The organism is Leifsonia sp. Leaf264 (assembly GCF_001422325.1).
GTDB lineage: Bacteria > Actinomycetota > Actinomycetes > Actinomycetales > Microbacteriaceae > Orlajensenia.
The window spans coordinates 236,393-261,011 of the sequence record NZ_LMMR01000006.1 but is presented as its reverse complement, the minus strand read 5'-3'; the positions used below and the strand labels follow the sequence as shown (position 1 = coordinate 261,011).

At 66.0% G+C, this 24,619-nt stretch carries 17 protein-coding genes and 3 tRNA genes; 12 read left to right on the top strand and 8 right to left on the bottom strand.

Going from position 1 to position 24,619, the window contains the following annotated elements; genetic code table 11:
- The first annotated feature begins 79 nt into the window (after positions 1–79).
- The 3 genes from ypfJ to ASF30_RS14355 all read left to right on the top strand — a co-directional run bounded on the left by ypfJ (position 80) and on the right by ASF30_RS14355 (position 4,010).
- On the top strand, positions 80–964 hold the full coding sequence (gene ypfJ / locus ASF30_RS14365; protein ID WP_055907939.1) for a KPN_02809 family neutral zinc metallopeptidase: 885 nt from the start codon (positions 80–82) through the stop codon (positions 962–964).
- Between the two features lie 176 nt (positions 965–1,140).
- Positions 1,141–1,782, top strand: a complete 642-nt coding sequence (locus ASF30_RS14360; RefSeq protein WP_082467917.1) for a GTP pyrophosphokinase — start codon at positions 1,141–1,143, stop codon at positions 1,780–1,782.
- Positions 1,783–1,958: 176 nt separating this feature from the next.
- Positions 1,959–4,010, top strand: a complete 2,052-nt coding sequence (locus tag ASF30_RS14355) for an endo-1,3-alpha-glucanase family glycosylhydrolase (protein WP_162240769.1) — start codon at positions 1,959–1,961, stop codon at positions 4,008–4,010.
- A 34-nt stretch (positions 4,011–4,044) separates the two neighbouring features.
- Here the strand turns inward: ASF30_RS14355 and ASF30_RS14350 are convergent, their stop codons facing one another.
- Positions 4,045–4,695 carry an arsenate reductase/protein-tyrosine-phosphatase family protein gene (locus tag ASF30_RS14350; RefSeq protein ID WP_082467827.1) on the bottom strand — a complete coding sequence of 217 codons (651 nt, stop codon included), beginning with the start codon at positions 4,693–4,695 and terminating at the stop codon, positions 4,045–4,047.
- On the bottom strand, positions 4,664–6,121 hold the full coding sequence (locus ASF30_RS14345) for a polysaccharide biosynthesis tyrosine autokinase (RefSeq protein ID WP_055907933.1): 1,458 nt from the start codon (positions 6,119–6,121) through the stop codon (positions 4,664–4,666). Before ASF30_RS14345 ends, ASF30_RS14350 begins: the two co-directional genes overlap by 32 nt.
- 145 nt (positions 6,122–6,266) lie before the next feature.
- Between ASF30_RS14345 and ASF30_RS14340 the strand changes: the two genes are divergently transcribed.
- The 7 genes from ASF30_RS14340 (at position 6,267) to ASF30_RS14310 (ending at position 17,188) form a co-directional block, all read left to right on the top strand.
- Positions 6,267–6,989 (top strand): SGNH/GDSL hydrolase family protein, encoded by a 723-nt coding sequence (locus ASF30_RS14340; protein ID WP_055907931.1) that lies wholly within the window; start codon positions 6,267–6,269, stop codon positions 6,987–6,989.
- Between the two features lie 166 nt (positions 6,990–7,155).
- Positions 7,156–7,752 carry an acetyltransferase gene (locus ASF30_RS14335; protein WP_055907927.1) on the top strand — a complete coding sequence of 199 codons (597 nt, stop codon included), beginning with the start codon at positions 7,156–7,158 and terminating at the stop codon, positions 7,750–7,752.
- Complete coding sequence (locus ASF30_RS14330; RefSeq protein WP_055907924.1) at positions 7,749–8,894, top strand: glycosyltransferase; 1,146 nt, start codon at positions 7,749–7,751, stop codon at positions 8,892–8,894. The genes ASF30_RS14335 and ASF30_RS14330 overlap by 4 nt, the downstream gene beginning before the upstream one ends.
- A complete protein-coding gene (locus ASF30_RS14325; protein WP_055907921.1) occupies positions 8,891–9,661 on the top strand; it encodes a CDP-alcohol phosphatidyltransferase family protein in 771 nt (256 codons plus the stop codon). Before ASF30_RS14330 ends, ASF30_RS14325 begins: the two co-directional genes overlap by 4 nt.
- A complete protein-coding gene (locus ASF30_RS14320) occupies positions 9,658–10,899 on the top strand; it encodes a hypothetical protein (protein ID WP_055907918.1) in 1,242 nt (413 codons plus the stop codon). Before ASF30_RS14325 ends, ASF30_RS14320 begins: the two co-directional genes overlap by 4 nt.
- Positions 10,889–12,346 carry a hypothetical protein gene (locus ASF30_RS14315; protein ID WP_157497429.1) on the top strand — a complete coding sequence of 486 codons (1,458 nt, stop codon included), beginning with the start codon at positions 10,889–10,891 and terminating at the stop codon, positions 12,344–12,346. Before ASF30_RS14320 ends, ASF30_RS14315 begins: the two co-directional genes overlap by 11 nt.
- A gap of 195 nt (positions 12,347–12,541) precedes the next feature.
- A complete protein-coding gene (locus tag ASF30_RS14310) occupies positions 12,542–17,188 on the top strand; it encodes a LamG-like jellyroll fold domain-containing protein (RefSeq protein WP_055907912.1) in 4,647 nt (1,548 codons plus the stop codon).
- A gap of 305 nt (positions 17,189–17,493) precedes the next feature.
- On the opposite strand, the gene ASF30_RS14305 is transcribed toward ASF30_RS14310, so the two are convergent.
- From ASF30_RS14305 to ASF30_RS14280, 6 genes are all read right to left on the bottom strand, one after another.
- Positions 17,494–18,813 carry a glycosyltransferase family 4 protein gene (locus ASF30_RS14305; protein WP_157497425.1) on the bottom strand — a complete coding sequence of 440 codons (1,320 nt, stop codon included), beginning with the start codon at positions 18,811–18,813 and terminating at the stop codon, positions 17,494–17,496.
- Positions 18,810–19,271, bottom strand: a complete 462-nt coding sequence (locus ASF30_RS14300) for an adenylyltransferase/cytidyltransferase family protein (RefSeq protein ID WP_055907906.1) — start codon at positions 19,269–19,271, stop codon at positions 18,810–18,812. The genes ASF30_RS14305 and ASF30_RS14300 overlap by 4 nt, the downstream gene beginning before the upstream one ends.
- Positions 19,272–19,333: 62 nt before the next feature.
- Positions 19,334–20,857, bottom strand: coding sequence for a sugar transferase (locus ASF30_RS14295; RefSeq protein ID WP_055907903.1), 1,524 nt, complete (start codon positions 20,855–20,857; stop codon positions 19,334–19,336).
- A gap of 363 nt (positions 20,858–21,220) precedes the next feature.
- Positions 21,221–21,296: transfer RNA gene (locus ASF30_RS14290), tRNA-Phe, on the bottom strand.
- 65 nt (positions 21,297–21,361) lie between these two features.
- A tRNA-Asp gene (locus tag ASF30_RS14285) sits at positions 21,362–21,435 on the bottom strand.
- 47 nt (positions 21,436–21,482) lie between these two features.
- A tRNA-Glu gene (locus tag ASF30_RS14280) sits at positions 21,483–21,555 on the bottom strand.
- A 290-nt stretch (positions 21,556–21,845) separates the two neighbouring features.
- Between ASF30_RS14280 and ASF30_RS14275 the strand changes: the two genes are divergently transcribed.
- Complete coding sequence (locus tag ASF30_RS14275; RefSeq protein WP_082467826.1) at positions 21,846–23,222, top strand: M23 family metallopeptidase; 1,377 nt, start codon at positions 21,846–21,848, stop codon at positions 23,220–23,222.
- Positions 23,215–24,615 carry a C40 family peptidase gene (locus ASF30_RS14270; RefSeq protein WP_055907896.1) on the top strand — a complete coding sequence of 467 codons (1,401 nt, stop codon included), beginning with the start codon at positions 23,215–23,217 and terminating at the stop codon, positions 24,613–24,615. The genes ASF30_RS14275 and ASF30_RS14270 overlap by 8 nt, the downstream gene beginning before the upstream one ends.
- The last annotated feature ends 4 nt before the right edge of the window (positions 24,616–24,619 follow it).

Sequence of the window (24,619 nt, the reverse complement as noted above, 5' to 3'; positions counted from 1 at the left end):
TGCCGGTGCCTCCTGCCTGATACCAGCCCGCGTTGTCAACCGGTCGGTGCCGGGCACCGCGGCCCGCTACGTTTGCGGCATGACGTTCGATGACAACGCCAAGCTCGGTGGCGGCAAGGTGTCCAAGCGCGGCCGCAACGTCGGCATCGGAGTCGGAGGAGGCATCGGCGTCATCGCCATCGTCCTCATCGGCCAGCTCCTCGGCGTCGACCTCTCGGGCATCGTGGGTGCGGGCGGGGGAGGCGGATCGGATTCCGCAAGCGACGAGGTGATCACTGGCTGCGAGACCGGTGCCGACGCCAACGCGAACATCGACTGCCGCATCGAGGCTGCCGCCGAATCGCTCGACGCCTACTGGGCCGAGGAGACGCCGGCGCTCGGAGCCGCGTACGCCACGACGAACGTCTCCCTGTTCACCGACGCGACCCAGACCGGATGCGGCAACGCGACGAGCGCCGTCGGACCGTTCTACTGCCCGCCCGACCAGCGCATCTACCTCGATACGGCCTTCTACGACGAACTCCGCAGCCGCTTCGGCGCCTCAGGCGGACCGCTTGCCGAGATGTACGTGATCGCCCACGAATGGGGCCACCACATCCAGAACCTCACGGGCGCCATCGACGCCTCGCAGAGCGGAGCCACGGGGGCGGCATCCGCCAGTGTCCGTGTCGAACTGCAGGCCGACTGCTACGCCGGGGCCTGGGCTGCTGCCGCCTCGGAGCAGCCGACGGCAGCCTCCGACGTTCCTCTGCTCGAACCCGTCACGAAGGCTCAGATCGCGGATGCGCTGAACGCCGCAGCGTCGATCGGCGACGACCGCATCCAGGAGTCGTCGGGCGGGGCGGTGAACCCCGAGGCGTGGACGCACGGCTCCAGCGAGCAGCGCCAACGCTGGTTCCAGGCCGGCTACGACGGCGGCGCTGAAGCCTGCGACACCTTCTCGGTGGCCGACACGCAGCTCTGAACGCCGCCTGCGATTTCGTAGTCGATTCACACGGATCGCAAAGGCGGGCTGGGTACCGTCGAAGCGTGGACACGATCCCGGATGACAAGACCCGCCTGACCGCGTTGACGCGACCTCTCCTCACCCCTCGCACCAGCGAGCTGTTCGAGCACCTCGACCTCGACACCCTGGCTGAGATGAAGGCCCTGCGCGATGAGTTCAGCCGCTTCCTGCAGCGCTACAAGTTCGGCATGGACGAGATAGTCACCAAGCTGTCGATCCTGCGCGAGGAGTTCAGCGAGCAGGAGGGTCACAACCCCATCGAGAACATCTCCTGCCGACTCAAGTCGACCGATGGCGTACTCGAGAAGCTCGACCGCAAGGGCATCGAACCATCCTTCGAGGCGATCCGCTCGTCGATCACCGACATCGCCGGAGTCCGGGTGACCTGCAGCTTCGTCTCGGACGTCTACCGGATCGTCGACATGCTCACGGCCCAGCAGGACGTGCGCGTGCTGAGCATGAAGGACTACATCGCGAATCCGAAGCCCAACGGATACCGCAGCCTGCACGTGATCCTCGAGGTGCCGGTGTTCCTCTCCGACGGCCCCGTCGCCGTCACCGTCGAGGTGCAATTCCGCACCATCGCCATGGACTTCTGGGCCAGCCTCGAGCACAAGACCTACTACAAGTACGACCGCCAGGTGCCCCAGCACCTCGTCGACGGCCTCACCGAGGCGGCCGAGACCGCTGCACGACTCGACGAGACGATGGAGCGACTGCACCACGAGGTGCACGGGCATCCGGCTCCGCATCCATCGACTGTGCTTCAGGCCTGAACTGGGGGCAGCCGGCGGTTCGGCAACGTGAGAGCTTCTTCATATTCATTCGACCGTATGAGAACGCCTTGCTAGTGTGACTCCAACCTCCTTCTCGCAGGACGTCGTCCCCGACGCGTCGTTCGTCTGACTGGTAGCGCAACCTCCCCTACATGCGCTTCCTCGAAAGTGAACCGATGGAAAAGACCCTCGTCCTCCCACGCCCCCTCCTCCGGGTGGCTGTCGCTGTGGCCGCGATCGCTGCGCTGATCGTCGTTGCGTTCCCGGCTCTGCCGTCGGATGCCGCTGCAGTGCGGACCGAGGTGGTGCTCACGCCCGCCGAAACGACGTGGACCACGAGCCGCGCCCCCAAGACGCCGATGGCCGGTGCGACGTACCTCAGCTTCACGCGCACAGCTGACAGGGCATTCATCAAGTTCGATACGTCGAAGCTCGGCAACGTGCGCGTCGTCGGTGCCACCCTCGAAGTGCTCCCCAAGTCCACGATGGCAACATCGGGCGGCGTTCAGGTGTACCCCGTCACGGTCTCTTGGTCCGCTAAGACTCTCACTGACTCCAACCGTCCGGCGGACAGCGCACATGCGTTGAACTCCTCCTTGCTCCGCCCGAACCCCGGGACGCGTCTGAACCTCCCGCTTGTCGACCTCGCCACGATCTCGACGACCAAGGCCACGTCATTCATGCTGCGCTACAGCCAGCCCTATGTCGGCAATCGCATCTACAACACGGCGGCTCATCCCGTTCGCCTGCGTCTCACCGTCGAGTCGATCGCCACGCCGTCAACGCCCACTGCGTCACCGACTCCAAAGCCCACGGTGGTCCCAAGTCCTACCGCGAGCCCCACGCCGTCGGCCACACCGGATCCGGGCGCATCTCTCGATCATGCCCTCCCATTCACAGCCAGTGGGGCCATCGATCCCTCTCGGAAGGTGTTCGCGCACTACTTCCCTCCGTACCCCATCTCGCTCGACAACCAGGCTCCGGCTACGGACTACTACAGCCGGAACTACCTCACCGCAACGGGTGAGAATGGGAAGCACGCAGCCTATGGCGGACTACTTCGCGATCGACCAGTCGGTCGAGCACCACTCAGTGGCGACTGGCAGTTGAAGGACCTCGAGACTGAGGTGACTCAGGCTAAGAGCGCTGGTCTCGACGGATTCACCGTGGACGTGTTGAGTCTCTCCGGGCGCAACTGGGACACGACGGCCCGACTCATGAAGGCCGCATCGAACGTCGGCGATGGGTTCGTCATCGTGCCGAACCTCGACATGACCTCCTCCGCGGGAGCAGCCGGCATCGAGACCGTCTCGGCGAAGCTCGCCGAGCTTTATTCGTCAGGGTCCGCTTACCGTCTCGCCGACGGGCGTTACGTGCTCTCGTCGTTCAAGGCGGAGAATCAGAGCCCCGAATGGTGGACTCAGCTGAAGAGCACTCTCGCGTCCCGCTACGGCTTCAAAATCGCTCTCATCTCAGTCCTTCTGGACTCCAGCGTGCCGAATATGACGCGATACGCGCCCGTCAGCTACGCCCTCGGTGATTGGGGAACGCGGAACGCCGATGGAGTTCTCAACCGACCGAACCGCGCGGCCACGGCTCATTCGCTGGGGGTGAAGTGGATGCCGGGCATCGGCATTCAAGACGTCAGGCCCAACCAGGGCGTCTACGCCGAGGCCGCGGCCACCCTGACTCTCCGCGAGAATTGGGAGCAGGCCATCGCGCAGGGCGCGGACATGGTGCAACTCGTCACCTGGAACGACTACAGCGAGGGCACGTCCATGGCGCCGTCCGTCGATCACGGAAGCGCCTTCCTGGACATCAACGGGTACTACCTGCTGCGGTTCAAGAGTGGAGCGACACCGGCAGTGGCGACAGAGGGCGTGTACATCACCCACCGTGTGCAGGAGATAGGCGCCGCGCCGACGGCGGGCCAGTCCCTGCTGATGAAGCCGACTCTCGGAGGGTCCAAGACCGCACCGAGAGACGAGGTCGAGGTCATGACGTTCCTGAAGTCGGCCGCTCAAGTGAAGGTGGTCATCGGCGGGCAGGTTCACAGCTACACCGCTGCCGCCGGTCAGTTCATCCAGTCGTTCCCGCTGGAGACCGGGACGATCTCCGCGGATGTCGTTCGCGCAGGCAAAGTCGTGGTCGATGCCGATTCCGTGCACGTGGTCGAGGCGAGGCCCGACGTGCAGGACCTCAGCTACTACGCCGTCGGTAGCGATTGATGCGGATCCCGCCCGCCATGGGTGGACACGCCGGTCAGCGCGCGGAGTGCCGTGACGGGATGAGGCTGCTGGCCAGCTGAGTGACGACCGGCGCTATCGATGACGTCGCGCGGCGGTAGGCAGCATCGGATTCACCCCAGGGATCAGCGATGTCGTCGTGATCGGATGATGGTCCCGCGAGTCCACGAGCGGCGGCCAGGGAATGCGTGAGCCCTGCGATCCTGTCGAGCGGAGACGACAGCACTGGGCCGGTCGGCACGAACTTCAACATGCGTCCCGCCTGGGCGATGGTGAAGGTGCGGGAGAGTGCCTTGGGATGCATGCGCACGACGAGAGCGCGATGGCTGCGTTCCGCCGTGAGGATCAGGTCTGCCTTCTCGAGCATCGAGCGGGTGAGCTGCCGCGCCCTGAATCCTGCCGACTCCACTCCGAGCTCTCTCAGCGTGGCTCCGATCTGCCCGGCGATCTCGCGATCCTCCACCGCATCCGTCCCAGCCGAGGACACCCTCACGTCGTCGACCCCTGCGGCCGTCAATGTCGCACGCAGGAGGAGTTCGGCATAGGGCGACCGGCAGATATTGCCGGTGCAGACGAAGAGAACTCTCGCGACACTCCCTGCGGACGATGCAACCACCGTGGCGTCGGCCGGCTCCTCAGCGGCTGTTTGCCGCTTCGCTGGCTGCATCCTCTTCCTCCGACCGGCTACGGTCCTTCTTCGGTGCCGTCGAGACGGATGGGGGCGAGGCCGGCTCGACCTGAACCGCAGGACTCGCGCCGTAGGCGTCACGGTATGCGCCGGGGCGCGAGGCAGGTGCGAGGTTCACGATGGTACCCAGGACCGGGGTCTGTGAGACGCCGAGAGCGTCGATGGCCGCGTTCAGCTCGTTCGTCTTCACCCGACCGATCCCGACGACCATGATGACTCCACCGATGTGATGGCCGACGATGGCGGCGTCAGTCACCGGGTTGATCGGAGGCGTGTCGATGATGGTCACGTCGAAGCGTTCGCGGAGACGTGCGAAGAGATCGATGGCCTTCTGCGAGCTGAGCAGCTCGCTCGGATTCGGCGGCAGCGCTCCCGACAGGAGAACGCTCAGGTCATCGGGACCCCAGGGCTGGAGGGCGTCATCGAGCTCGACGTCCCCGGCAAGCACGGTCGTGAAACCGACGCTTCCCTCCAGGTCGAGGTACCCCCCGATGGACGGTTCGCGCAGATCGGCCTCGACCAGGCAGACGCTCTTCCCGATGGCCGCGATGCTCAGCGCGAGGTTGATCGAGGTCGTGCTCTTCCCCTCGCGAGGCACGGAGGAGGTGATCACGTAGGTCTTGTGATCGCTGTCCGTCTGGAGGAAGTGCACACTGGTGCGGATCTGCCGGAACTCCTCGGCACGGACCGTGCGATCAGTCTGGCTGGTCAGCACAGGTCGGCCGGCAGCGGCCGGCTCGATGCTCACTGTGCCGAGGACCGTCGTCCCGCTGATCTGTCGGACCTCGGCGACGGATCGCACCCGTGACGAGATGCGGTTGAGCACCAGCACCAAGGCGATGGCCGCGACGAGAGCAGCGATGGTGCCGAACAGGATGGCGACAGGGGCGTTCGGCGACGATGGCCGCAGTGGCGGTGTTGCAGTCTGCACCACCTGGAGGCGAACGGGTGTTCCGCCATCAGCCTCGGTCGGCACAAGACGGGTCACGGTGTTGGCGAGGCTGGTGGCCACGGCGTTGGCGATGGCGGCGCTTCGCGTGGGCGACGCGTCGGTGACTTCGATGGAGATGATCGACGTGTTGAGCGGGATGCTCGCCGAGATCTGGCGGGCGAGCGCGTTCACGGTGATCTCGATGCCGAGAGCCTCGATCACGGGTTGCAGCACCACCTCGCTCGTGGCGACATTGCTGTAGTTGCGTGCCTGCTGCTGTGAGAAGGTGCCGCCCTGGACGAGGTCGGCACCGTTTCCCGAGGTGTCGGTGGTGACGAGCAGTCGGGTGCTGGCCGTGTACTCCCGGGGGCTGAAGAGCACGTACACGGAGCCCAGGATGCTGCCGAGAAGGGTGATCGCCACGATCATCATCCAGCGGGATCGCAGGAGTGCCCACGTCTCAGTGCGGATCACGTATGAGCCCTCTCTCGTTCGGAATCGATCACGTCCACGTTCGGCGTCGACCGTTCCTCGGCCTGCCCGGGTGATGCGTGTCCCGTGGCCTGGCCGTGCTGAACATCTGCATTCTGCTGACTTGACGGTATGTCATGATATGCAGATGCCGCTCCCTTTCGATCACCAGCGCGCGCGAATCGCCGCCCGGATCGGCCTCGCGGCGCTCGCAATCGTCGCTGTCGGTGTCGGTGGCCTCGCTATGGCGTCAGTAACGCGCGCGCCCGCATCCGATGCGGCCACGACGTTTCCGACGATAGTTCCGGAGCCGGGCGAGAAGGTCGCGACGTTCATCGGCGATGAGTACTCGACCGCCGGGTCCGCGGCCGACGGCGTCGATCCGTGGACGTCGGCACTCTCGGCGGCGAACGACTGGAACGAGGACAACCTCTCCATCGCAGGCACCGGCTACCTCGCGCGACCCGACGCCGCGTCGTGCCCGAACGGATACTGCCCGAACCTGCTCGAGCAGGTTCCGGAGGTCATCGCCTCAGGTGCATCCGTCGTGGTGGTCGCGGCTGGCGACAACGATGCGTCCGAGGATCCCCAGGCAGTCGCCGCGCAGATCCTGGCCGTCTACAGGGCCTTGGCGGTCGGCCTCCCCACGGCGCAGATCGTCGCGGTCGGACCGTCATCCACCGACTCGACGACTCCCGCGCGGGTGCTCGCCATCGACGGTGCCATCCGCGCGGCAGCGAAGGACACCGGTGCCGACTACGTCAGCCTTCTCTCCCCGCCGGTCTTCTCAGAGGACATGGTCTCGGATTCCGGTGAACTGAATGCGGCAGGCGCGGCGGCGATTCAGGCCCGCGTGCAGGCCGCCCTCTGACTTTGTCGCAGCTGCGACCCCCGTCCGAGTGGTTGCGGTCGACTGGACCCATCGGGATAAGGTGAACCGCACATGCTTCGGCAGCGCAGACGCCCGAGAACAGGTTGCGTCGTGTGACCGCTCGGGTCGGACCCTGCGATGCCGGCCCGACGCAGTGGAGGTCGCGATGACTGGTGAAACACGAGCGCAGGCCGACTCTGGCGTCCCGGTGATCGATCTGTCCCAGGCTCCCGGTGCCGTCGAGGGATTGCGGCGATCGAAGCTGGTCACATTCAGCTGGCACCTGGTGGAATACTTCCTCGTTGCCAACCGCCTGCAGATCAGCTCCCGGCTCCGAGCTGCCGCACTCCGCTGGTATGGTGCCCGCATCGGGCACGGCGTCATCATGCGGCCCGGCCTCAGGGTCAAGTCGCCGTGGAACCTCGCGGTGGGCGATCGGTGTTGGATCGGCGACGGCGTCTGGCTCCACAATCGTGATCGCATCACCATCGGCAGCGACGTGGTCATCTCTCAAGAGACGTACATGACGACAGGAGCACACGCCTTCCGCACGAACATGGCGCTCATCACCAAGCCGATCGTGATCGAGGACGGGGTGTGGGTGAGTTCGCGTTGTGTCGTGCTCGGCGGCGCGCACATCGGTCGTTCGGCGGTGCTGTCACCGACCACAGTTGCGAAAGGTTCGATCGCTGCCAACACGATCGTCTCGTCACCGGCCCCGGTCGTCGTCGGCCAGCGATTCGATCTCAGTTCGAGCTCATGAGAATCGCCCATGTGCTCACATACGTGTCGGCCGATGGCGCGTTCGGTGGCCCCGTCGCCGTCATGGGGGCACTCACGGGCGAACTGGCTCGCCGCGGCCACGACGTCGAGATCTTCGCGGGGTGGGACGGGCGGTTCCGGTACACGGTTCCCGGCGTGGACGTGCATCTCTACCGCACGCGCCGAGTCGTCCCCGGTGGCTTCAGTGGGCTTGTCGCCCCGGGATTGCGCACGACGCTGCGGCGACGCGCGTCGGACTTCGACGTCGTGCACGTCCACCTGGCGCGTGACCTCGTGACGACACCGGCCGCTCTGGCCGTTGCGCGGTCGGATCGGGGCGCAGTGCTGTTCGTGCAGACGCACGGCATGGTGAAGCCCGACACGAGGGCCAGATCGAGAGTGTTCGATATCGGGATCCGCAGGATCCTGCGTCGCGCCTCCGGCGTCCTCGCCCTCAACGACGTCGATGAGGAGCGTATCGAGAGCGTCGCCCATGAGCCGATCAGCGTGCTGGACCTGCCCAACGGGGTTGCGAGCCAACCGGAGCACGTGCGTCCTGAGCGCGCCGCCCCCGAGGTGCTCTTCCTCGCGAGGCTGCAGCCGCGGAAGCGGGTCATGCTCTTCGCCGAGGCTGCGCGTCTGGTCCACGAGCGTGGTGTCGCATGCAGCTTCGTCGTGGTCGGGCCCGACGAGGGCGACCTCGAGGAGCTTCGCACGTTCATCGAGAGGCATGACTTGTCCGACGTGATCGTCTACGAGGGCTCGTTGCCCCCAGGCCGCGGAGTGGCGAGGTTGGCCGAAGCCGACGTCTACGTTCTTCCGAGCCTCAACGAGCCGTTTCCGATGTCAGTCCTCGAAGCGCTCTCGGTCGGAACGGCCACGATCATCTCGTCGAGCTGCCACATCAGCAGGCGGCTGAGTGATGCCGGCGCAGTCATGACCTTCGATGCTGATGTCGACGAACTCGCCGAGGCGATCTCGCTGCTCGTCACCGATGGCGAACGACGTCGGCGACTCTCCGTGAACGGCCGTGCTGCCGTGGAATCCGAGTTCAGCATCGAACATGTCGTCGGCCGCCTCGAGAAGTACTACGAGGCGGCGACTCACCATGCCGGCAGCCACAGAGGGGGTCACGCAGAATGAGCGACCCGGAGCAGTCGACGTTCAGCACGCGTTTCGTCGCGTTGAAGGCTGGGCAGAAGAAGCGTGGTGGCGTGCCTCTCTACACCCTCATGGTGAACCGACCCGTCGGGCGTGTCATCGCCGCGGCATCGCCGGCGGCTGTGACCCCGAATGGGTTGACGGCGATCGGCGGCGTGCTCACGTACGGAGCCCTCGTGCTGCTGATGACGATCTCAGTCGTTGCCCCCTGGACCGTCGCAGTCGGCCTCCTGCTCATCATCGGATTCTTCTTCGACTCGGCGGACGGCCAGCTCGCTCGGCTGCGTCGGCGGGGATCCTTGAGTGGCGAATGGCTCGATCACGTGCTCGACTGCGGGCGGATCGTGCTCATGCATTTGGCCACGCTCGTCTACCTCCTGCGCACCGGGATGGTCTCCTCGGTGTTCGCCGTGGTGCTCTGCACGGTCTTCGCCGTCGCCGCTGCGGTGGTCTTCTTCGGGGGCACGTTGTTCGAGAAGCTCGTGGTGGTCCCGGGAGTGGCGACGACGACCGTCGAGCGATCCGCGCGCGCGAATGCCATACGTTCCGCCGTCATGCTCCCCGTCGACTATGGAGTGCTGTGCTGGGTCTACCTGCTCCTGCCGCTCGGGCTGGTCTTCGTGTGGGTGTATGCGGCGTTGGCGTTGGCGAAGCTCGTGACCACGAGCTCGTTGCTGCTCAAGTGGTATCGATCGCTCCGGGCCATCGACGATGCCCGCCTGCGTGACGCGGAACGCGCCCGTCCGTGAGTCGGTGGAGGCATTCGCGCTACGTCACAGTCGTCGACCAAGTCGTCTCGAGCCTGTCCAACTTCGCGCTCGTGGCTCTCGTGGCGAATGTCTCATCGCCAGAGGTCTTCGGCCGGTTCTCGCTCGGCTACGTCATCCTGGTGTTCTTCCTCGGCTTCCAACGTTCCCTCGTGGGCGAAGTGCTTCTGGTGCGCTTCTCCGTGCAAGGTGCCACGCGCAAGGGGTTCGAGTCTGCCGCCGGACTGGCTCTCGTCGTCGGCGTCCTCGGCATGCTGGTGCTCGCGGCGTTCGCCGTCGCAGCGCCGACCGACAGTGTCAGCGTCTGGCTGTGGCTCGCCGTCGCTGCTCCGCTCGTGCTCGTGCAGGACGTCCTGCGGTACATCCTCATAGCCCAGCGGCGATCGGGGTATGCCTTGCTCATCGACGCGGCGTGGGCCGTGATCTCGATCGGCGCCATGATCGGGATCGTGGCCGTGCGGGGCGATCCGGCTTGGGTGATCGCGGCCTGGGCGCTCGGCGCCCTCCTGTCACTCGTGGGCGGAGTCATCATCCTGCGGCTTCTTCCGCGGCCGGTGCTCGGCATCCGTTGGTTCGTGGCGAATCGAGACATCGCCGTGCGATTCTCAGCCGAGTACTCGAGCCTCAACCTCTCGACGACGCTGGTCTGGTTCGCCCTCGCTGTGCCCCTCGGCGCAGCCGGGATCGCCGCGCTCCGGGGGGCGTCACTCCTGTTCTCACCGGTCAACACCGCGTTCAACGCCGTGCGGATCGCCATGATCCCCGAGCTCGTCAGGCTCCGGCCCTCGGGCCGCTATGCGAGACGGCTCGCCGAGACGGCACTCATCCTGTTCGGGATCAGTGTCGTCTGGGGTGTCGTCGTACTCCTCCTCCCCAGTGGTCTCGGGCGGATGCTTCTCGGGGCCACGTGGGACGCTGCCGCCGATTTGAGATGGCCGAACTTCGTGCAGGCCATGATGATGGTGGGATACACGGCGCTGCTCGCCCACTTCCGGGTCAGTTCGATGCATGGTCAGTCGACGACGATGCGTGGATGGCTCGCCGGCCTGACCCTCGCTGTTCCACTTGCGTTGGCAGTCGCCTTCGGAACGGCCGGAGCAGCGTGGGGGTTCGCCGTGGCGGTCGGTGTCGCCGTGGTGATCGGGGTGCTCGTCACGCTGCGCAGCCGGCGCTCGCCCGGAGCGCCGGGACTCGAAGGCGGTGACCCCGATGCGATCTGAGTTGCAGAGCCCGACCTCCGACATTCAGCCCGGCAGCAGCCATCGCGATGTCCTCGACATCATCCTCGGATTCGGTTCCTTCACCGCGTTGGTCGTGGTGGTGCCAGCACTCATCCTCGCCGAGGGGAACTCCGGCCGCAGCTCGGCCTGGCTCGTCACCATGCTGATTCTCGCCATCTCGGGCACCAGACTCGCCGTGCTCATCGCATCCGGGCAACGACGCATGTTCGAGTTCATATTCTGGGTCTTCTGCTACGTCTTCTTCGGGCTCGCCCCGTCCGTGCAGCTGCGCAGCGGCGATATGCCGACCACCACCCAGGACCTGGATCCCGTTCTCGATCTGCCGACGGCGGTCCTCGCCTTGGTCGGTGTGCTCTCGTTCGCGATCGGGTTCGCAATCGCAGCCAGGATGCGGGATCCGAGAGAGCGGGCTCATGCGGACTCGGTCAACGTGACCCGGCTCACGATTCTCACCGTCGTCTCGCTCGCATCGGCCGCGTACTATGTCGGCAAGATCGGTGTCGGAGTCCTGCTCTCCAGCCGCGCCGAATTCGCTGCCGTCGAGAACGAGATCTGGCCGGACCCGGCGACCGATGCTCTCATCGCTGCGGTTTCAGCGTTCCCCATCGTGGTCGCCGCCCACGGGTGGTGGTCGGTGGCTCGGGTATCAGAACGAAAGCAGCTTCCCCGCCTCATCGCCATCGTCCTCACCACGATCTCCCTGGCGGTCACCAACCCGATCTCGAGTGCCCGCTACCACTTCGGCGTGGTCTGGGGCAGTTTCCTCGGGCCGGCCGGTGCCTACGCCACGAGACGCAGGACATCGCTGACGATGGTCGGCATCGTCCTCGGGCTCCTGTTCCTCTTCCCCATCGCCGACCTGTTCCGGCGGCAGGACGTCGTGAACGCTTCCCGCAGCAGCTTCCTGTCGGAGTACGCGGGAAACGGCGACTACGACGCATTCGGCCAACTCTCCAATGCGTTGCTCTACACGGCGACCATGCCCTTCGAATTCGCACGACAGTTCCTTGGAGTGGTTCTCTTCTGGGTGCCTCGGTCGTTGTGGGCCGACAAACCGGGGGGGACGGGCGTGGTGCTCGCGGAGTTCAGGGGATACCGCTTCACCAACCTGTCGGCTCCGATCTGGGCGGAGATGCTCCTCAGCTTCGGTCTGATCGGCGTGGTGGTCGCCTCGATCCTGTTCGGCATCCTCCTCGGCCGTCTCGACAAGCGATTCCTCCACGGCGGGATGTCGGGAGTGAATGCGATCGCAGGCTCGGTTCTGCCCTTCTACCTGCTCATCCTCATGCGCGGATCCCTGCTGCAGGCGACGGGAATCCTCATCGTCCTGATCGGTTCCATGCTTTTCATCGCGGACTGGTCGGGTGGCCGGGGGACGACGGCGGGGGCAAAAGCACCCCCGAATGGGCGGCAGAGCATTTCGTGAAATCGAGTTATGCTCACGGCATTGCACTTCCTGAGGAAGCGCTTGTTCACGCGTACGAACCCGACAATCCGTACGTGTGGATGACCGACTGATCCCGATCAGCCGGAGCAGTGAACGATATTGACCCGAAAACTATCGTTGCCGTTCTCCAGACCCGTCATGTCTGCGCGGCCGCCTACCCGAAGGGCAACCCCTATGCGCAAGTTCATCGGACTCGTCGCTGCAGCGGCAGTAGCCGTTGGAATCACTCTGGTCGGACCCGGTGCACTCGGTGCATCGGCCCTGTCGCCCGGAGTCTCTTTCAGCGCGGCGAATCTCCCGACCTGGCAGGCCAACGGCGTCGTCTGGGCCATCGGCCAGACCAATGGCGTCGTCGTCGCCGGCGGTACATTCACCCAGTTGACGCCGCCCCCCGGCGGATCAGGAGCGGCTCTCGCCGTCAGTGCCCTCGGCATCCTCAACGCCGAGACGGGGGCACCGACGTCGTGCCAGATCCCGGTGACGCTCGCCGGCGGCACCCCGACTGTCCGTGCCATAACGACATCTCCGGATGGCAGCACGGTGTACATCGGCGGAAACTTCAGCAAGGTCGGAACGAAGTCGATCTCGCGGCTCGCGGCGATCGATCCGATTGCGTGCACCGTGAAGTCCTTCACCCCGCCGTCGATCTCTGCCACCGTGCGGGCGCTCGCGGTCACCGGTGGATCTGTGTACTTCGCGGGTGATTTCCAAACCGTTGGCGGGCAGCCGCGCGGTCGTTTCGCCGCGGTCAACTCGACCAGCGGTGCGCTGCAGGACTGGGCGCCCAGCGCCGACCTGTCAGGTCGCGCGCTCGCCGTTTCGCCCGACGGGACGAAGGTCGCCATCGGCGGTGACTTCGACTACGTGAACGGGCAGGACTCGCACTCCCTCGCCGTCGTCGACTCGGCAACGGGCGGCAACGTACGCACTTATCCCCTTGGCTTCATCTCCCAGACGTCGGTCACCAAAGCCATCACGAGCTCCGGCGGGTCCTTCTACGTCGGTAACGAGGGAACCGGTGGCGGAGTCTTCGACGGTCGCCTCGCGGTGGACTGGTCGACCCTCAATGAGCGCTGGCGTGATACCTGCCTCGGTGCCACTCAGGCAGTTCTGGTCTATAAGGACACCCTCTACTCAGCGGTGCACGCCCATGACTGCAACAGCATGGACGGATTCCAAGACGGCAAGCGCAACTACTTCATTGCCGAGGGAACCGACGCACCGGTGCTCAAGCAGTGGTTCCCCGTCGGAAATGACGGAATCAACGAGGGAATCGGCCCGCGCGCACTCGTCGTGTCGACCGGCAAGACGACGGGCAAGGACTACCTCTGGGCGGCTGGCGAGTTCACCCGCATCAACAACGCGGCCCAGCAGGGACTGACGCGCTTCGGCCCAGACGACACCTCCACGCCTCCCGTTCCCACGATCACCGCTGAGGCGCTGACCGCCAACCAGGTGCAGGTGCGGGTTCGCACTGTCGTGGACATCGACAACAGCGACCTGACGTACAGCATCTTCCGGAACGGAAGCAGCACGCCGATCTGGTCGGGGACGGCATCCTCATACTGGTGGATTCGCCCGCAGATCACATTCATCGACACCACGGTCACTCCCGGAACGTCGTACACCTATCGAGTCTCGGTCAGTGATGGCACGAACACGAGCGCGCTCTCCGGAGGCAGCGTCGCCAAGGCCGTCGGAATCGGCAATGCCTACGCGACCGGCATCATCGCCGACCACCCGTCGCTCTACTGGCGCTACGACGAGACCACCGGCACCATCGCCCAGGACAAGTCCGGCGTCAGCACGACGACTGGTCTGAACGGACAGTACGCCGATGGTGTAACTCTCGGCAGCACCGGCGCTCTCGCTGGTGACACAAGCAAGGCGGCGAGCTTCGACGGCGTCGATGACTACATCTGGAACGACCAGTACAAGGATGCGCCGGCTACCTACTCCATCGAGACGTGGTTCAAGACGACCACGACCCAGGGCGGAAAGCTCGTCGGCTATGGATCTGGGCGGCCGCGCACCGACAACGGCGACCCGAGCCTCAGCGGCAACTATGACCGCCAGATCTACATGGACAACTCCGGGCGCTTGATCTTCGGCGTGTGGACGGGATCCGCTTCCTACATCCAGACACCCAGTTCGTACAACGACGGCGGATGGCACCACGTGGTCGGCACCCAGGGCGCCGGCGGAATGCAGTTGTTCCTCGACGGCGTCAAGGTCGGCAGCAACGGCGTCACGGGCAACCAGGCGTACAAGGGCGTGTGGCACGTGGGCGGCGACAACCTGAACGGCTGGCCGTCGCAACCGACCAGCCCGTACTTCCGTGGTGACATCGACGAGACGGCCATCTACCCGGGTCCGCTCGCGGCCAAGGCGGTCGCCAACCACTACAAGCTGGGTGGCGGAACGCCGAACGTGAATGAGGCACCGGCCGACACCTACGGTGCAGCGGTCTTCGACGCGGACCCCGATCAGTACTGGCGCTTCAACGAGGCATCGGGACCGATCGCCCAGGACTCCGGGTTCAGCAAGACGGGAACCGGCACCTACGGCTCGGGAGTCACGCACGTGGCCGACGGAATCGTCGCCGATGGAGTCGATATCGCCACCAACGGCACGAATGACGGCGTCGTGGTCGGCAACCAGCGCAGCAGTGGTCCGAAGGAGTTCTCCCTCGAACTCTGGTTCAAGTCGGGCACGACCAGCGGTGGAAAGCTCATCGGATTCGAGGACGCCACCAGCGGACCCGGCTCGAACTACGACAAGCAGCTCTACATGACCAACTCCGGTCAGCTCGTGTTCGGTGTCTACATCGGAAACGTGCAGTCCATCCAGAGTGCTTCGGCCTACAACGACAACAAGTGGCACTACGTCGTCGCGTCGCAGAACTCCGGGGGAATGAGTCTCAGGGTTGACGGATCTACGGTCGGTACCAACCCGACCACGACGAGTCAGAGCTTCACCGGTTCGTGGCGCATCGGCGGGGGCAACCTCGGCGGATGGCCAAGCCAGCCGACGTCGCTGAACTTCGCCGGCAGTCTCGATGAGGTCGCCGTCTACTCCCAGGCGCTGACCACGAGCCAGATGTCGAGCCACTACGGTCTCGGAAAGGCGGACAACACAGCCCCGAGCGTTCCCGCGAACGTTTCGGCTGCGGCCTCCGGATCCACGGCGAACGTGTCGTGGAACGCCTCGACCGACAACCTCGGCGTCACCGGCTACCAGCTGTACCGAGGCACCACGGCCGGCTTCACCGCCGACGCGGCATCCAAGATCGCCGATGTCGATGGCACCTCGTACGCGGATGCCACGCTGCCGCCCGACACCTACTACTACCGCGTCGCGGCTGTGGACGGCGCCGGAAACGTCAGTGCACCGTCAGCGTCGGCATCGGTCGTCATCGTCGACACGGAGGCGCCGTCCGACCCGCAGGAGGTCGAGGCGCACCTCGTCGGAACCACTGTGACCGTCGGCTGGATCGCGTCGACCGACAACGTCGCCGTCGCCGGCTACAGCGTCTACCGGGGAACGACCGCTGGCTTCACCGCCAACGCCGCCTCGAAGATCGCCGACGTCACCGACCCGACGTACTCCGATGATGGGCTGCCGATCGGCACCTATTACTACAAGGTGGTCGCGGTCGATTCGTCCGGTCTCACCAGCGCGGCCGTCTCCTCGGCAGCGGTGGCGGTGTCCGACACGACGGCTCCGACAGCTCCCACGGGGCTCACGGTCACACCCGACGGCACCAAGCTGGTGCTGGCCTGGACCGAGTCGACCGACAACGTCGGGGTCTCCGGCTACAGCGTGTACCGCGGGTCGTCCGCCGACTTCGTGGTGGGCCCTGCCAGCAAGCTCTCCGTCGTCGCGACCCCCGGATACACCGACGAGACTGCTCCGATCGGCACCAGCTATTACAAGGTGTTCGCTTCGGATGCTGCAGGCAACCTGAGTGCCGCAGCCGCGGCATCCGGAGCGGTCGCGGACACCGTGGCTCCTTCGGTACCCGCCGATCTCGCGGCAACAGTCTCGGGCACCACCGCGACCCTGGCCTGGACGGCATCGACGGACAACGTCGGAGTCAGCGGCTACACGGTCTATCGCGGGGCTTCAGCCGGCTTCACCGCTGACGCGTCGTCGAAGGTGGCGGATGTGTCGTCAGCGGGCTACGCGGACACGGGCCTGGCTGCCGGCACGTACTACTACAAGGTGACCGCGGTCGACGCGGCGACCAACCGGAGTGCGGCGACCGACGCTGTCTCTGCGGTCGTCGCCTCGGCACCGGTGCAGCCGACTGTGGTGACGATCGCCCCGACGGCTGACGCCATGGTGGCGCAGGCCGCATCGGGTACCAACTACGGGACGGCGAACTACCTGTCGACCCGAGGCGGTGCCACTGGTGCGCTCCAGTCGTTGTTCGGCTTCAATCTCCCGGCCGCACCGGCCGGGAAGGTTCTGACGGGAGCGACTCTGCAGCTGCGGACGAGCACCGACACGACGTCGGGGTCGACGGACACGCACAGCATCAAGCTGGTGACGGGCGCCTGGACCGAAGCTGCCGTCACGTGGGCCAACCGTCCGACAGCGACCGGCAGCACCGTCGGCACGTTGAGCGGCCTCACAGCCGTGAACGCGCCGTACACGACGGTCCTGGACGCCTCGGTGTTGAGCCCGCTCGTCGGAACGTCGGTCTCGTTCCTGGTCGCCGAGTCGGGAACCACGGCGGACAACCTCCGCCTGTGGTCGAAGGAGTCGACGACAGCGGCATACCGTCCGAGCCTCGTGCTCACCTACACGGCGCCGTAGCACCCAGCACCACGTGGGCGGGACAGTCGCATGGCGGCTGTCCCGCCTTCGTCGTGGGTCAGATGCGTGCCGGGCTCCTGCGTGGCACCCCTGGCGCCATGGCCGCACACCACAGCAGCGAGCCCCGGCCATGACACGGTGAACTGTCGGCGCGAGCTCATGCCTCGCCCGGAACGCGGGATTGCAGAACTTTCGAGGCGCGGTCACCTATCGCCGGCTTCCGCAACCGACGTAGAGTCGCACACGCGACAGTGGCCGGGTTCGTAAAGAACCCGGCCACTGTTGGTCGCGGCTATGAGGCCTCTCTACGCCTCCGTGAGCACCGGGGACGGCAGGGGGTGCGTTCTGGCCAGGCCTGCGACGACGCCGCGTAGCAGGTCGATGGCGGTGTCGGCACCGAGCACCTGGTGCCGGTAGTGCAGTGCGCTCTCGCCGTAACGCCTGGCCTGCGCGGGGTCGGCGGCGAGCTGCTCGATCGCGTTCACAAGGGCGGCGGGATCGTCGGGATCGACCCGCGGCCCGGCACCTGCCGCGAGTACCTCGTCGGCCGTCGTGCTCGAGGCATCCGTCGCCGCGACGACGGGCACGCCGGTCGCGAAGTAGGAAGTGAGCTTGCTGGGCACGCTCATCTCGGTCATTCCGGCCAGCTCGTTGACGAGGAGCACGTCAGCGGCAGCCAGCGTCGACTCGAATTCGATATCGCCGAGCGGATCGATGAACTCCAGGTTCGCGTTGGCTCCCATCGCCTCGAGCTTGGCGCGCTGGTTGCCGTCGCCGAGGATGACGAACCGCACACTGGAGCCCGCACGGGCGGCGATCCTCGAGGCGTGGACGACGTTCTCCAGACCCTGCTTCGCGCCGATGTTGCCGGCATGCAGCGCGATCACGTCGTCGGGAGCCCACCCACGGCGGGCACGCACGGACTCGCGATCCTCACGGGGGTTATCGGTCAGATGGGTCCAGTTGCGGACTACCACGATCTTCTCCGGTGCGATGCCGAGTTCCGAGACGAGGTACGACTTGAACCGGTCGTGGATCACGACGACGCTGTCGGCCGAGCCGAGCACCCGCCGCTCCACGGAGCGAAGCGCTCGCGCTGCCATGCCGCTGTCGGCGGTCTCTCGCGCGGCGAGGGTGTAGATGTCCTGAACCCAGACCGCGTAGGGGATGCCGCGCATCCGAGCCTTGATTCCCGCGATCCCCGTGGAGATCAGAGCGGGCGACACCAAGATCGCGGCATCCGCCCTGCCCCACGAACTCGTGAGAGCCCGGAGGCCGAAGGCGAGCTCCATGAACAGGCGGTTGGCCATCGCAGGTTTGGCGGGCACCGGATGCCGCACTCGCGTCAGGGCGACACCGTCGTCATCTTCCTTGCGCGTGCGCCCCGAGTAGCCGTCGTAGATGCGCCAGGCCGGATAGTGCGGGTAGCCGCTGATGACCCGCACGTTGTGTCCACGCTGCACCAGGCCATGAGCCAGGCCCGTCGTGTACCGGGCGATGCCGGTCGGTTCAGGTTGGTAGTTGAGGCCGACGATGGTCACCATCGCTGGGCCGGACGGCTGTGCGCCGGCGCTGCTCCGCCGGGTCGCCATCGTAGCGGGGCGACCCAGGGTGATGCCGGTCACGACCGACCGCCCCTGGCTGTGCGCGAGTCCATCTGGTCGATCCTGTAAGCGAGAGCTTGACGAATGACTGTGCTCGACGTCGTCATCGTGTACGGGAAGTAGACGACCTCGACTCCGACCGCTGCGAACCTGGCCTCGAGACGGTTGCCGCGCTCGGTCCCCTTCCAGTCGTCGCCCTTGAAGTACCGATCGAAACGGACTGTCTCCCAGGTGGCGAGCTTGTCGAGCTCGTGCTCCTCGACGACCTCATCGACGAAATCGATGTGCCGCAGGATCTCCACGCGTTCGGCCAGCGGCACGATCGGGGTCGCGCCCTTGGTCTCCAGCAGCAACTCGTCCGACACCACACCGGCGATCAGGTGGTCGCACTGGCTGCGCGCATGCTTCAGGACGTTGAGGTGTCCGACGTGGAACAAGTCGAAAGCGCCTCCTGCATAGCCGACGATCTTCTTCGTCATCTGTGATTCCCCTCGGGTAGTGGATTGCAGATCTGATTCAGGTGGTTGTCGCTGCGATGGACTCAGTAGGCGCCCACGGGACGGATCACCGTGTGAATGGTGCGCCAGATGATGATCAAGTCGCCGGTGAGAGACCAGTTCTCGACGTAGTAGAGGTCGAGCCGCACGCTCTCCTCCCAGCTGAGATCGCTGCGTCCGCTGATCTGCCACAGACCGGTCAGGCCGGGCTTGATGAACAGGCGGCGGCGAACGTCGTCCTCGTAGACGTCTGCCTCGCTCTGAAGCGGCGGGCGTGGTCCGACGATGCTCATGTCGCCGATGAGGACGTTCCAGAACTGAGGCAGTTCATCAAGCGAGAACTTCCGCAACCAGCGGCCTGCGCGCGTCACCCGGGGATCGTTGCGCAGCTTGAACAGCACGCCATTGCCGTCATTGCCATCGAGCAGCCCAGCCAGGTCATCCTCAGCTGTCACGACCATCGACCGGAATTTGAGCATCTCGAACTTCTCGCCGTTGCGCCCGCAGCGCTCCTGCCGGAAGATTGCGGGCCCCGAGCTGTCGAGGCGGATCCAGATTGCGACGCCGACGAGTACAGGGGCGAGCACCAGCAGCGCTGTCGCAGCGAACAGGACATCGAAGGCACGCTTGTAGACATGGCGCCATCCGTCGAACTTCGGGATCTCGACGTGGATGAGCGGCAGTCCCTCGACAGGGCGGAAGTGGATTCGGGGGCCGGCGACGTCGGTGAGGCGACTCGAGAGCACCAGCTCGGTAGCGGTGCCCTCGAGGCTCCAGCTGAGCGCGCGGATGAATCCGGCCTCGCTCGTCGGATCTCCGGCGACGATCACTGTGTCGGCGTGCAACGCGGCGGCGGCAGCGGCGACGGTTCCGATCCCCGCGACGATCGGGATGTGGCGGTCTCCGATCGTCATACTGGAGGACACCCCGTCATCGACGGCGACGCCCACGACGAAGTAGCCAGCCCCCGCCTTCTCATCGAGCTGCTGGATGACGTAGTTCACGTCCGCGCGCTTACCGACGACGAGCGCGCGTGAGAGGTAGTGGCCGAAGCGCCGCTGTCTGAGGAGCCATCGACGGCAGATCCATCGGCCGACGAGAAGCGACCCTGCGCCGATGGGGAGCGCGAGCACGAAGTACCCTCGTGCGAACTCGAGCGGGAAGATGACGAAACCGATGGCGAGGAACCCGAACGCCAACGCACTCGCGTTGAGGACACGCTTGTACTCGAGGGCACCGGAGGCGAGGATGTGCGACTCTCTCGTCTGGAATGCGGCCAGCGCTGTGAGCCAGACCGTCACGATGACCACCGGAATCAGCAGGAACCCCGGCTCAGAGGCAGCAGCCGTCTCCGAGAGCAGTGCCGCCAGCATCGCCAGCCCGACTGAGCCCACGACGATCGCGGCATCCGTGGTTCGAAGGATGGTCGCGTAACGGCTCGTCCAGGCCAAGCCCGACTGCGTCGAGTCGACGCGCGCCGGAGCGTGCACGGAGCTGGGCGCCTCGACGAGCCTGAGAGTGGGGCGTCGGGCCGCGGACGGCCCCGAGCGCTGTCTGAGCTCGCTCATCGGAGCTCACTCGGCGCCGAGCCGTCAGCGAGGTGCCTCGGAGCGCTGATCAGCGTCACTGAGGCTGGTATGGCGTAGTTCAAGCGTCGGCAAAGCCGACGTCGCGAGTGCGGCATCACAGTTCGTTCCCTGCATTTCGGGTTTACAGGTGGAGCGTCGGGTAACAGCGATGGCAGTGTGGATCTCGGACCCGGTCAAAGAGCTTGAACGAATCTGACAACCACTCAGCTATGCATTCCTCGAGAGTATCCAGATCGCCGCTCCGGGCGTGCCCCCAATGTGGGGGTAAGTTCATCGAGAGTTCAGCCAGAATCGCTTGTGATGTACGAAAAAAGCCCCCGATCCGAATGGACCAGGGGCTGGTGGTGGCTCCGACGGGCGTCGATCCCGTGACCTCACGATTTTCAGTCGTGCGCTCTACCAACTGAGCTACAGAGCCTGATGGCATCGATGATGCCGCTTAAAGGAGAAGCCCTCTCTTTCGAAAGGGCTTGTCGCCTTCTGCGACCCTGACGGGACTTGAACCCGCGACCTCCGCCGTGACAGGGCGGCACGCTAACCAACTGCGCTACAGGGCCTCGATGTGAAACCATTCTATATTCAATTTTGAGATCCGATTTCTCGGTGACCCCAACGGGATTCGAACCCGTGTTAACGCCGTGAAAGGGCGCCGTCCTAGGCCTCTAAACGATGGGGCCGGATGAGCCACCAAGCGATGACCACCGACGCATAAGCATACGTTGTGGCGCGCGACGTGACAAATCGAGTCGGGGAGTGGGGCTCCTGGCCCGGTATCCCGGGGCTCCGCCCCGATTCTGCGACAGGCCTCGGATGAGACCGGATTCGACGATCCGTCGGGTTAGATTCCTCGCGGCGGTTCCCGTCGATGCCCCCGGCTGCCATCAGCCGGCGCTGTCGCCGCTGTTGTTAGAGTTGAAGAAGTGACCAGAGTGATCGTGCGTTCTTCAGCACGATCGAGTGGGGATCCATGGAACACCGCGAGCGGAAGTACGGGCATCGCCGGCGACGACCGGAGTCGAGCCCGCGGTTGCTGCGCCTGCTCGGCGGCGGGCGGCTGGCGGCCATCGCCGTCGTCATAGCCCTGGCCATGACAGGCGGCATCGCATCCCCGGCATCCGCCGACGAGTACCCGACCTGGGAAGACCTGCAGAAGGCGAAGTCGAACACCTCCGCCGCGGCCGACAAGGTCGCGCAGATCACCGACCTGATCGAACAGCTCAAGGTGCAGGTCGCCGAGACGCAGGCCGAGGCCGAGAAGCGCGGCACCGAACTCCAGGTGGCACAAGATGCCTACGACGACGCCGTGCGCAAGGCCGCGGAGATCCAGGCCCAGGCCGACGCGAGCCAGAAGAAGGCCGACGAGGCAACGGCGCAGGCGGGCCAGCTCGCGGCGCAGCTCTACCGCACCGGCGGCACCGACCTCACTGCCAACCTCATGCTCGATCCGGATGCCGAGAAGTCGGATGCCCTGCTGTCGCAGCTCGGCAGCATGAGCAAGCTCGTGCAGCGCAGTACCGAGATCTACGACGCGGCGCGAACGGCGGCCAACGCGGCCAAGGCGCTGGGCGAACAGGCGAAGGTGGCCCAGGGAGAGCGGGAGAAGCTGCGCGTCGCAGCCGAGCAGGCACTCGCCGCCGCCGTGGCAGCTCAGCAGGCCGCGGAGTCGGCGTTGTCCGAGTCCCAGGCCAAGAGCGCGGAACTCGCCGCACAGCTCGCCTTCCTCAAGGACAAGCAGGCGAAGGTGGCCACGCAGTATCAGAAGGGCGTCGAAGAACGCGCTCGGCTGGAGCGCGAGAGGCTGGCACGCGAGGCTGCAGCACGGGCGAAGGCCGCGGCCGAGGCTGCTGCGGCAGCCGCGGCGGCAGCAGCAGCCGGAGGTGGCGGTGGCGGCGGGGGTTCCGTCGCAGGCGGAAGCGTGGCCGGGAGCGGCTGGGCGGTGCCGGCATCCGGGAGCATCACTGATGGCTACGGACCGCGCACGGTGATCTGCGGTGCCGGCGGTTGCAGTGGATCATTCCACTACGGAGCGGACATCGGCGCCGGATGCGGTGCCCCGATCTACGCGGCCGCGACGGGCACCGTGGTGTACGCCGGTTATCTCGGCACCTATGGCAACTTCATCAAGATCGACCACGGCAACGGCGTCTACACCGGATACGCGCACATCGGCTACGGCGGAACCTACGTCGGCGTCGGCCAGTACGTGAGCGCCGGGCAGAACATCGCGTCGGTCGGCATGACCGGTGCAGCGACGGGATGCCACCTGCACTTCGAGGTCTTCAACGGCGACTGGCGGGTCAACCCGTTCCCGTGGATGGCAGACCGGGGAGTCCCGCTTGGCTGAGAGAATCCGCCCCACCAGGTCGCGCGCCTCACCGTTCTCGCTGTTCGCCGTGGTCACGGCAGGCGCCGTGACGGCATCCATCGGCATCGTGGCTCCGGCACTCGCGGACCCGGGCTATCCGTCTTGGGACGAGATCCAGAACGCCAAGAAGAGCGAAGCCACGAAGAAGGCGGAGATCAACCGGGTCACCGACCTGCTCGGCGGACTGGCCGCTGCAGCCGATGAGGCGTCGAAGCAGTCGCAGATCGCCGCAGAGGCCTACAGGAACGCCCTCGAAGCCCTCTCCGCGGCAGAGCAGCGTGAGAAGGACCTGCGTTCGCAGGCGGATGCAGCAGCCAAGACGGCGAAGACCTCCCAGATGCGAGCGGGACTGATCGCGGCGCACCTCGCTCGATCCGGCGGCAAGGATCTCTCCGTCGACCTGTTCCTCAACGGCGACAAGGCGACGGACCTGCTGCACCGCCTGGGCTCAGCATCGAAGCTCAGCGAGCAGTCGCAGGAGATCTATCGCGAGGCGTTGCAGGACGAGAACACGGCGAAGTCCCTGGCTGACCAGGCCGATGCCGCTGCCGTCGAGCGCAAGAAGCTGGCGGCCGACGCCGAGGCCAAGCTCGCGAGTGCGCAAGTCGCGGCGAAGGCTGCGGAGGACGCGTACGCCGAGCAGGTGAAGTACTCGGACGAGCTCTACAGCCAGCTGGCGACGCTCAAGGACACGACGGCCGCGCTCGAGAAGGAGCGCATCGAGGGCATCGCGGCCGCTGAGGCCGCCGCGGCCGCGGAGAAGGCGGCCGCCGACAAGGCTGCCGCCGAGCAGGCCGCTGCAGACAAGGCCGCTGCCGACAAGGCTGCGGCTGACAAGGCCGCTCAGGATGCCGCCAACGGCGGGGGCGGCTCAGGCGGCGGGAACTCCGGCGGCGGAAACTCGGGCGGTGGCGGTGGCGGTGACGGCGGCTCAGGCGGGGGAGGAAACCCCGCTCCGGCACCTCCGGCTCCAGCTCCTGCGCCGGTGCCGAACGGCAGCGTGGTCGAGACCGCGATCAGCTTCGCCTACGCCCAACTCGGCAAGCCGTACGAATCACCCGGAGACAGCTGGAACACCTGGGACTGCTCCGGCCTGACGAAATCGGCGTACGGCGCCGCCGGTGTCTACATCGGAACGCACTCGGCCACCAACCAGTACTGGACCATGGCCGGGCAGGGACGACTCGTGCCGTACTCCCAGCGGCAGCGCGGCGACCTCATCTTCTGGGGGAGCGGCGGCGACTACTACCACGTGGCCATCTACCTCGGGAACGACCGCATCCTCGAGGCGGCCGACTGGGGCAAGCCCGTGCGCGAGTACTACATCTGGGGCGGCTACGACGTGGCCGGGATGGTCGGGCGCCCGGGCTAGCACC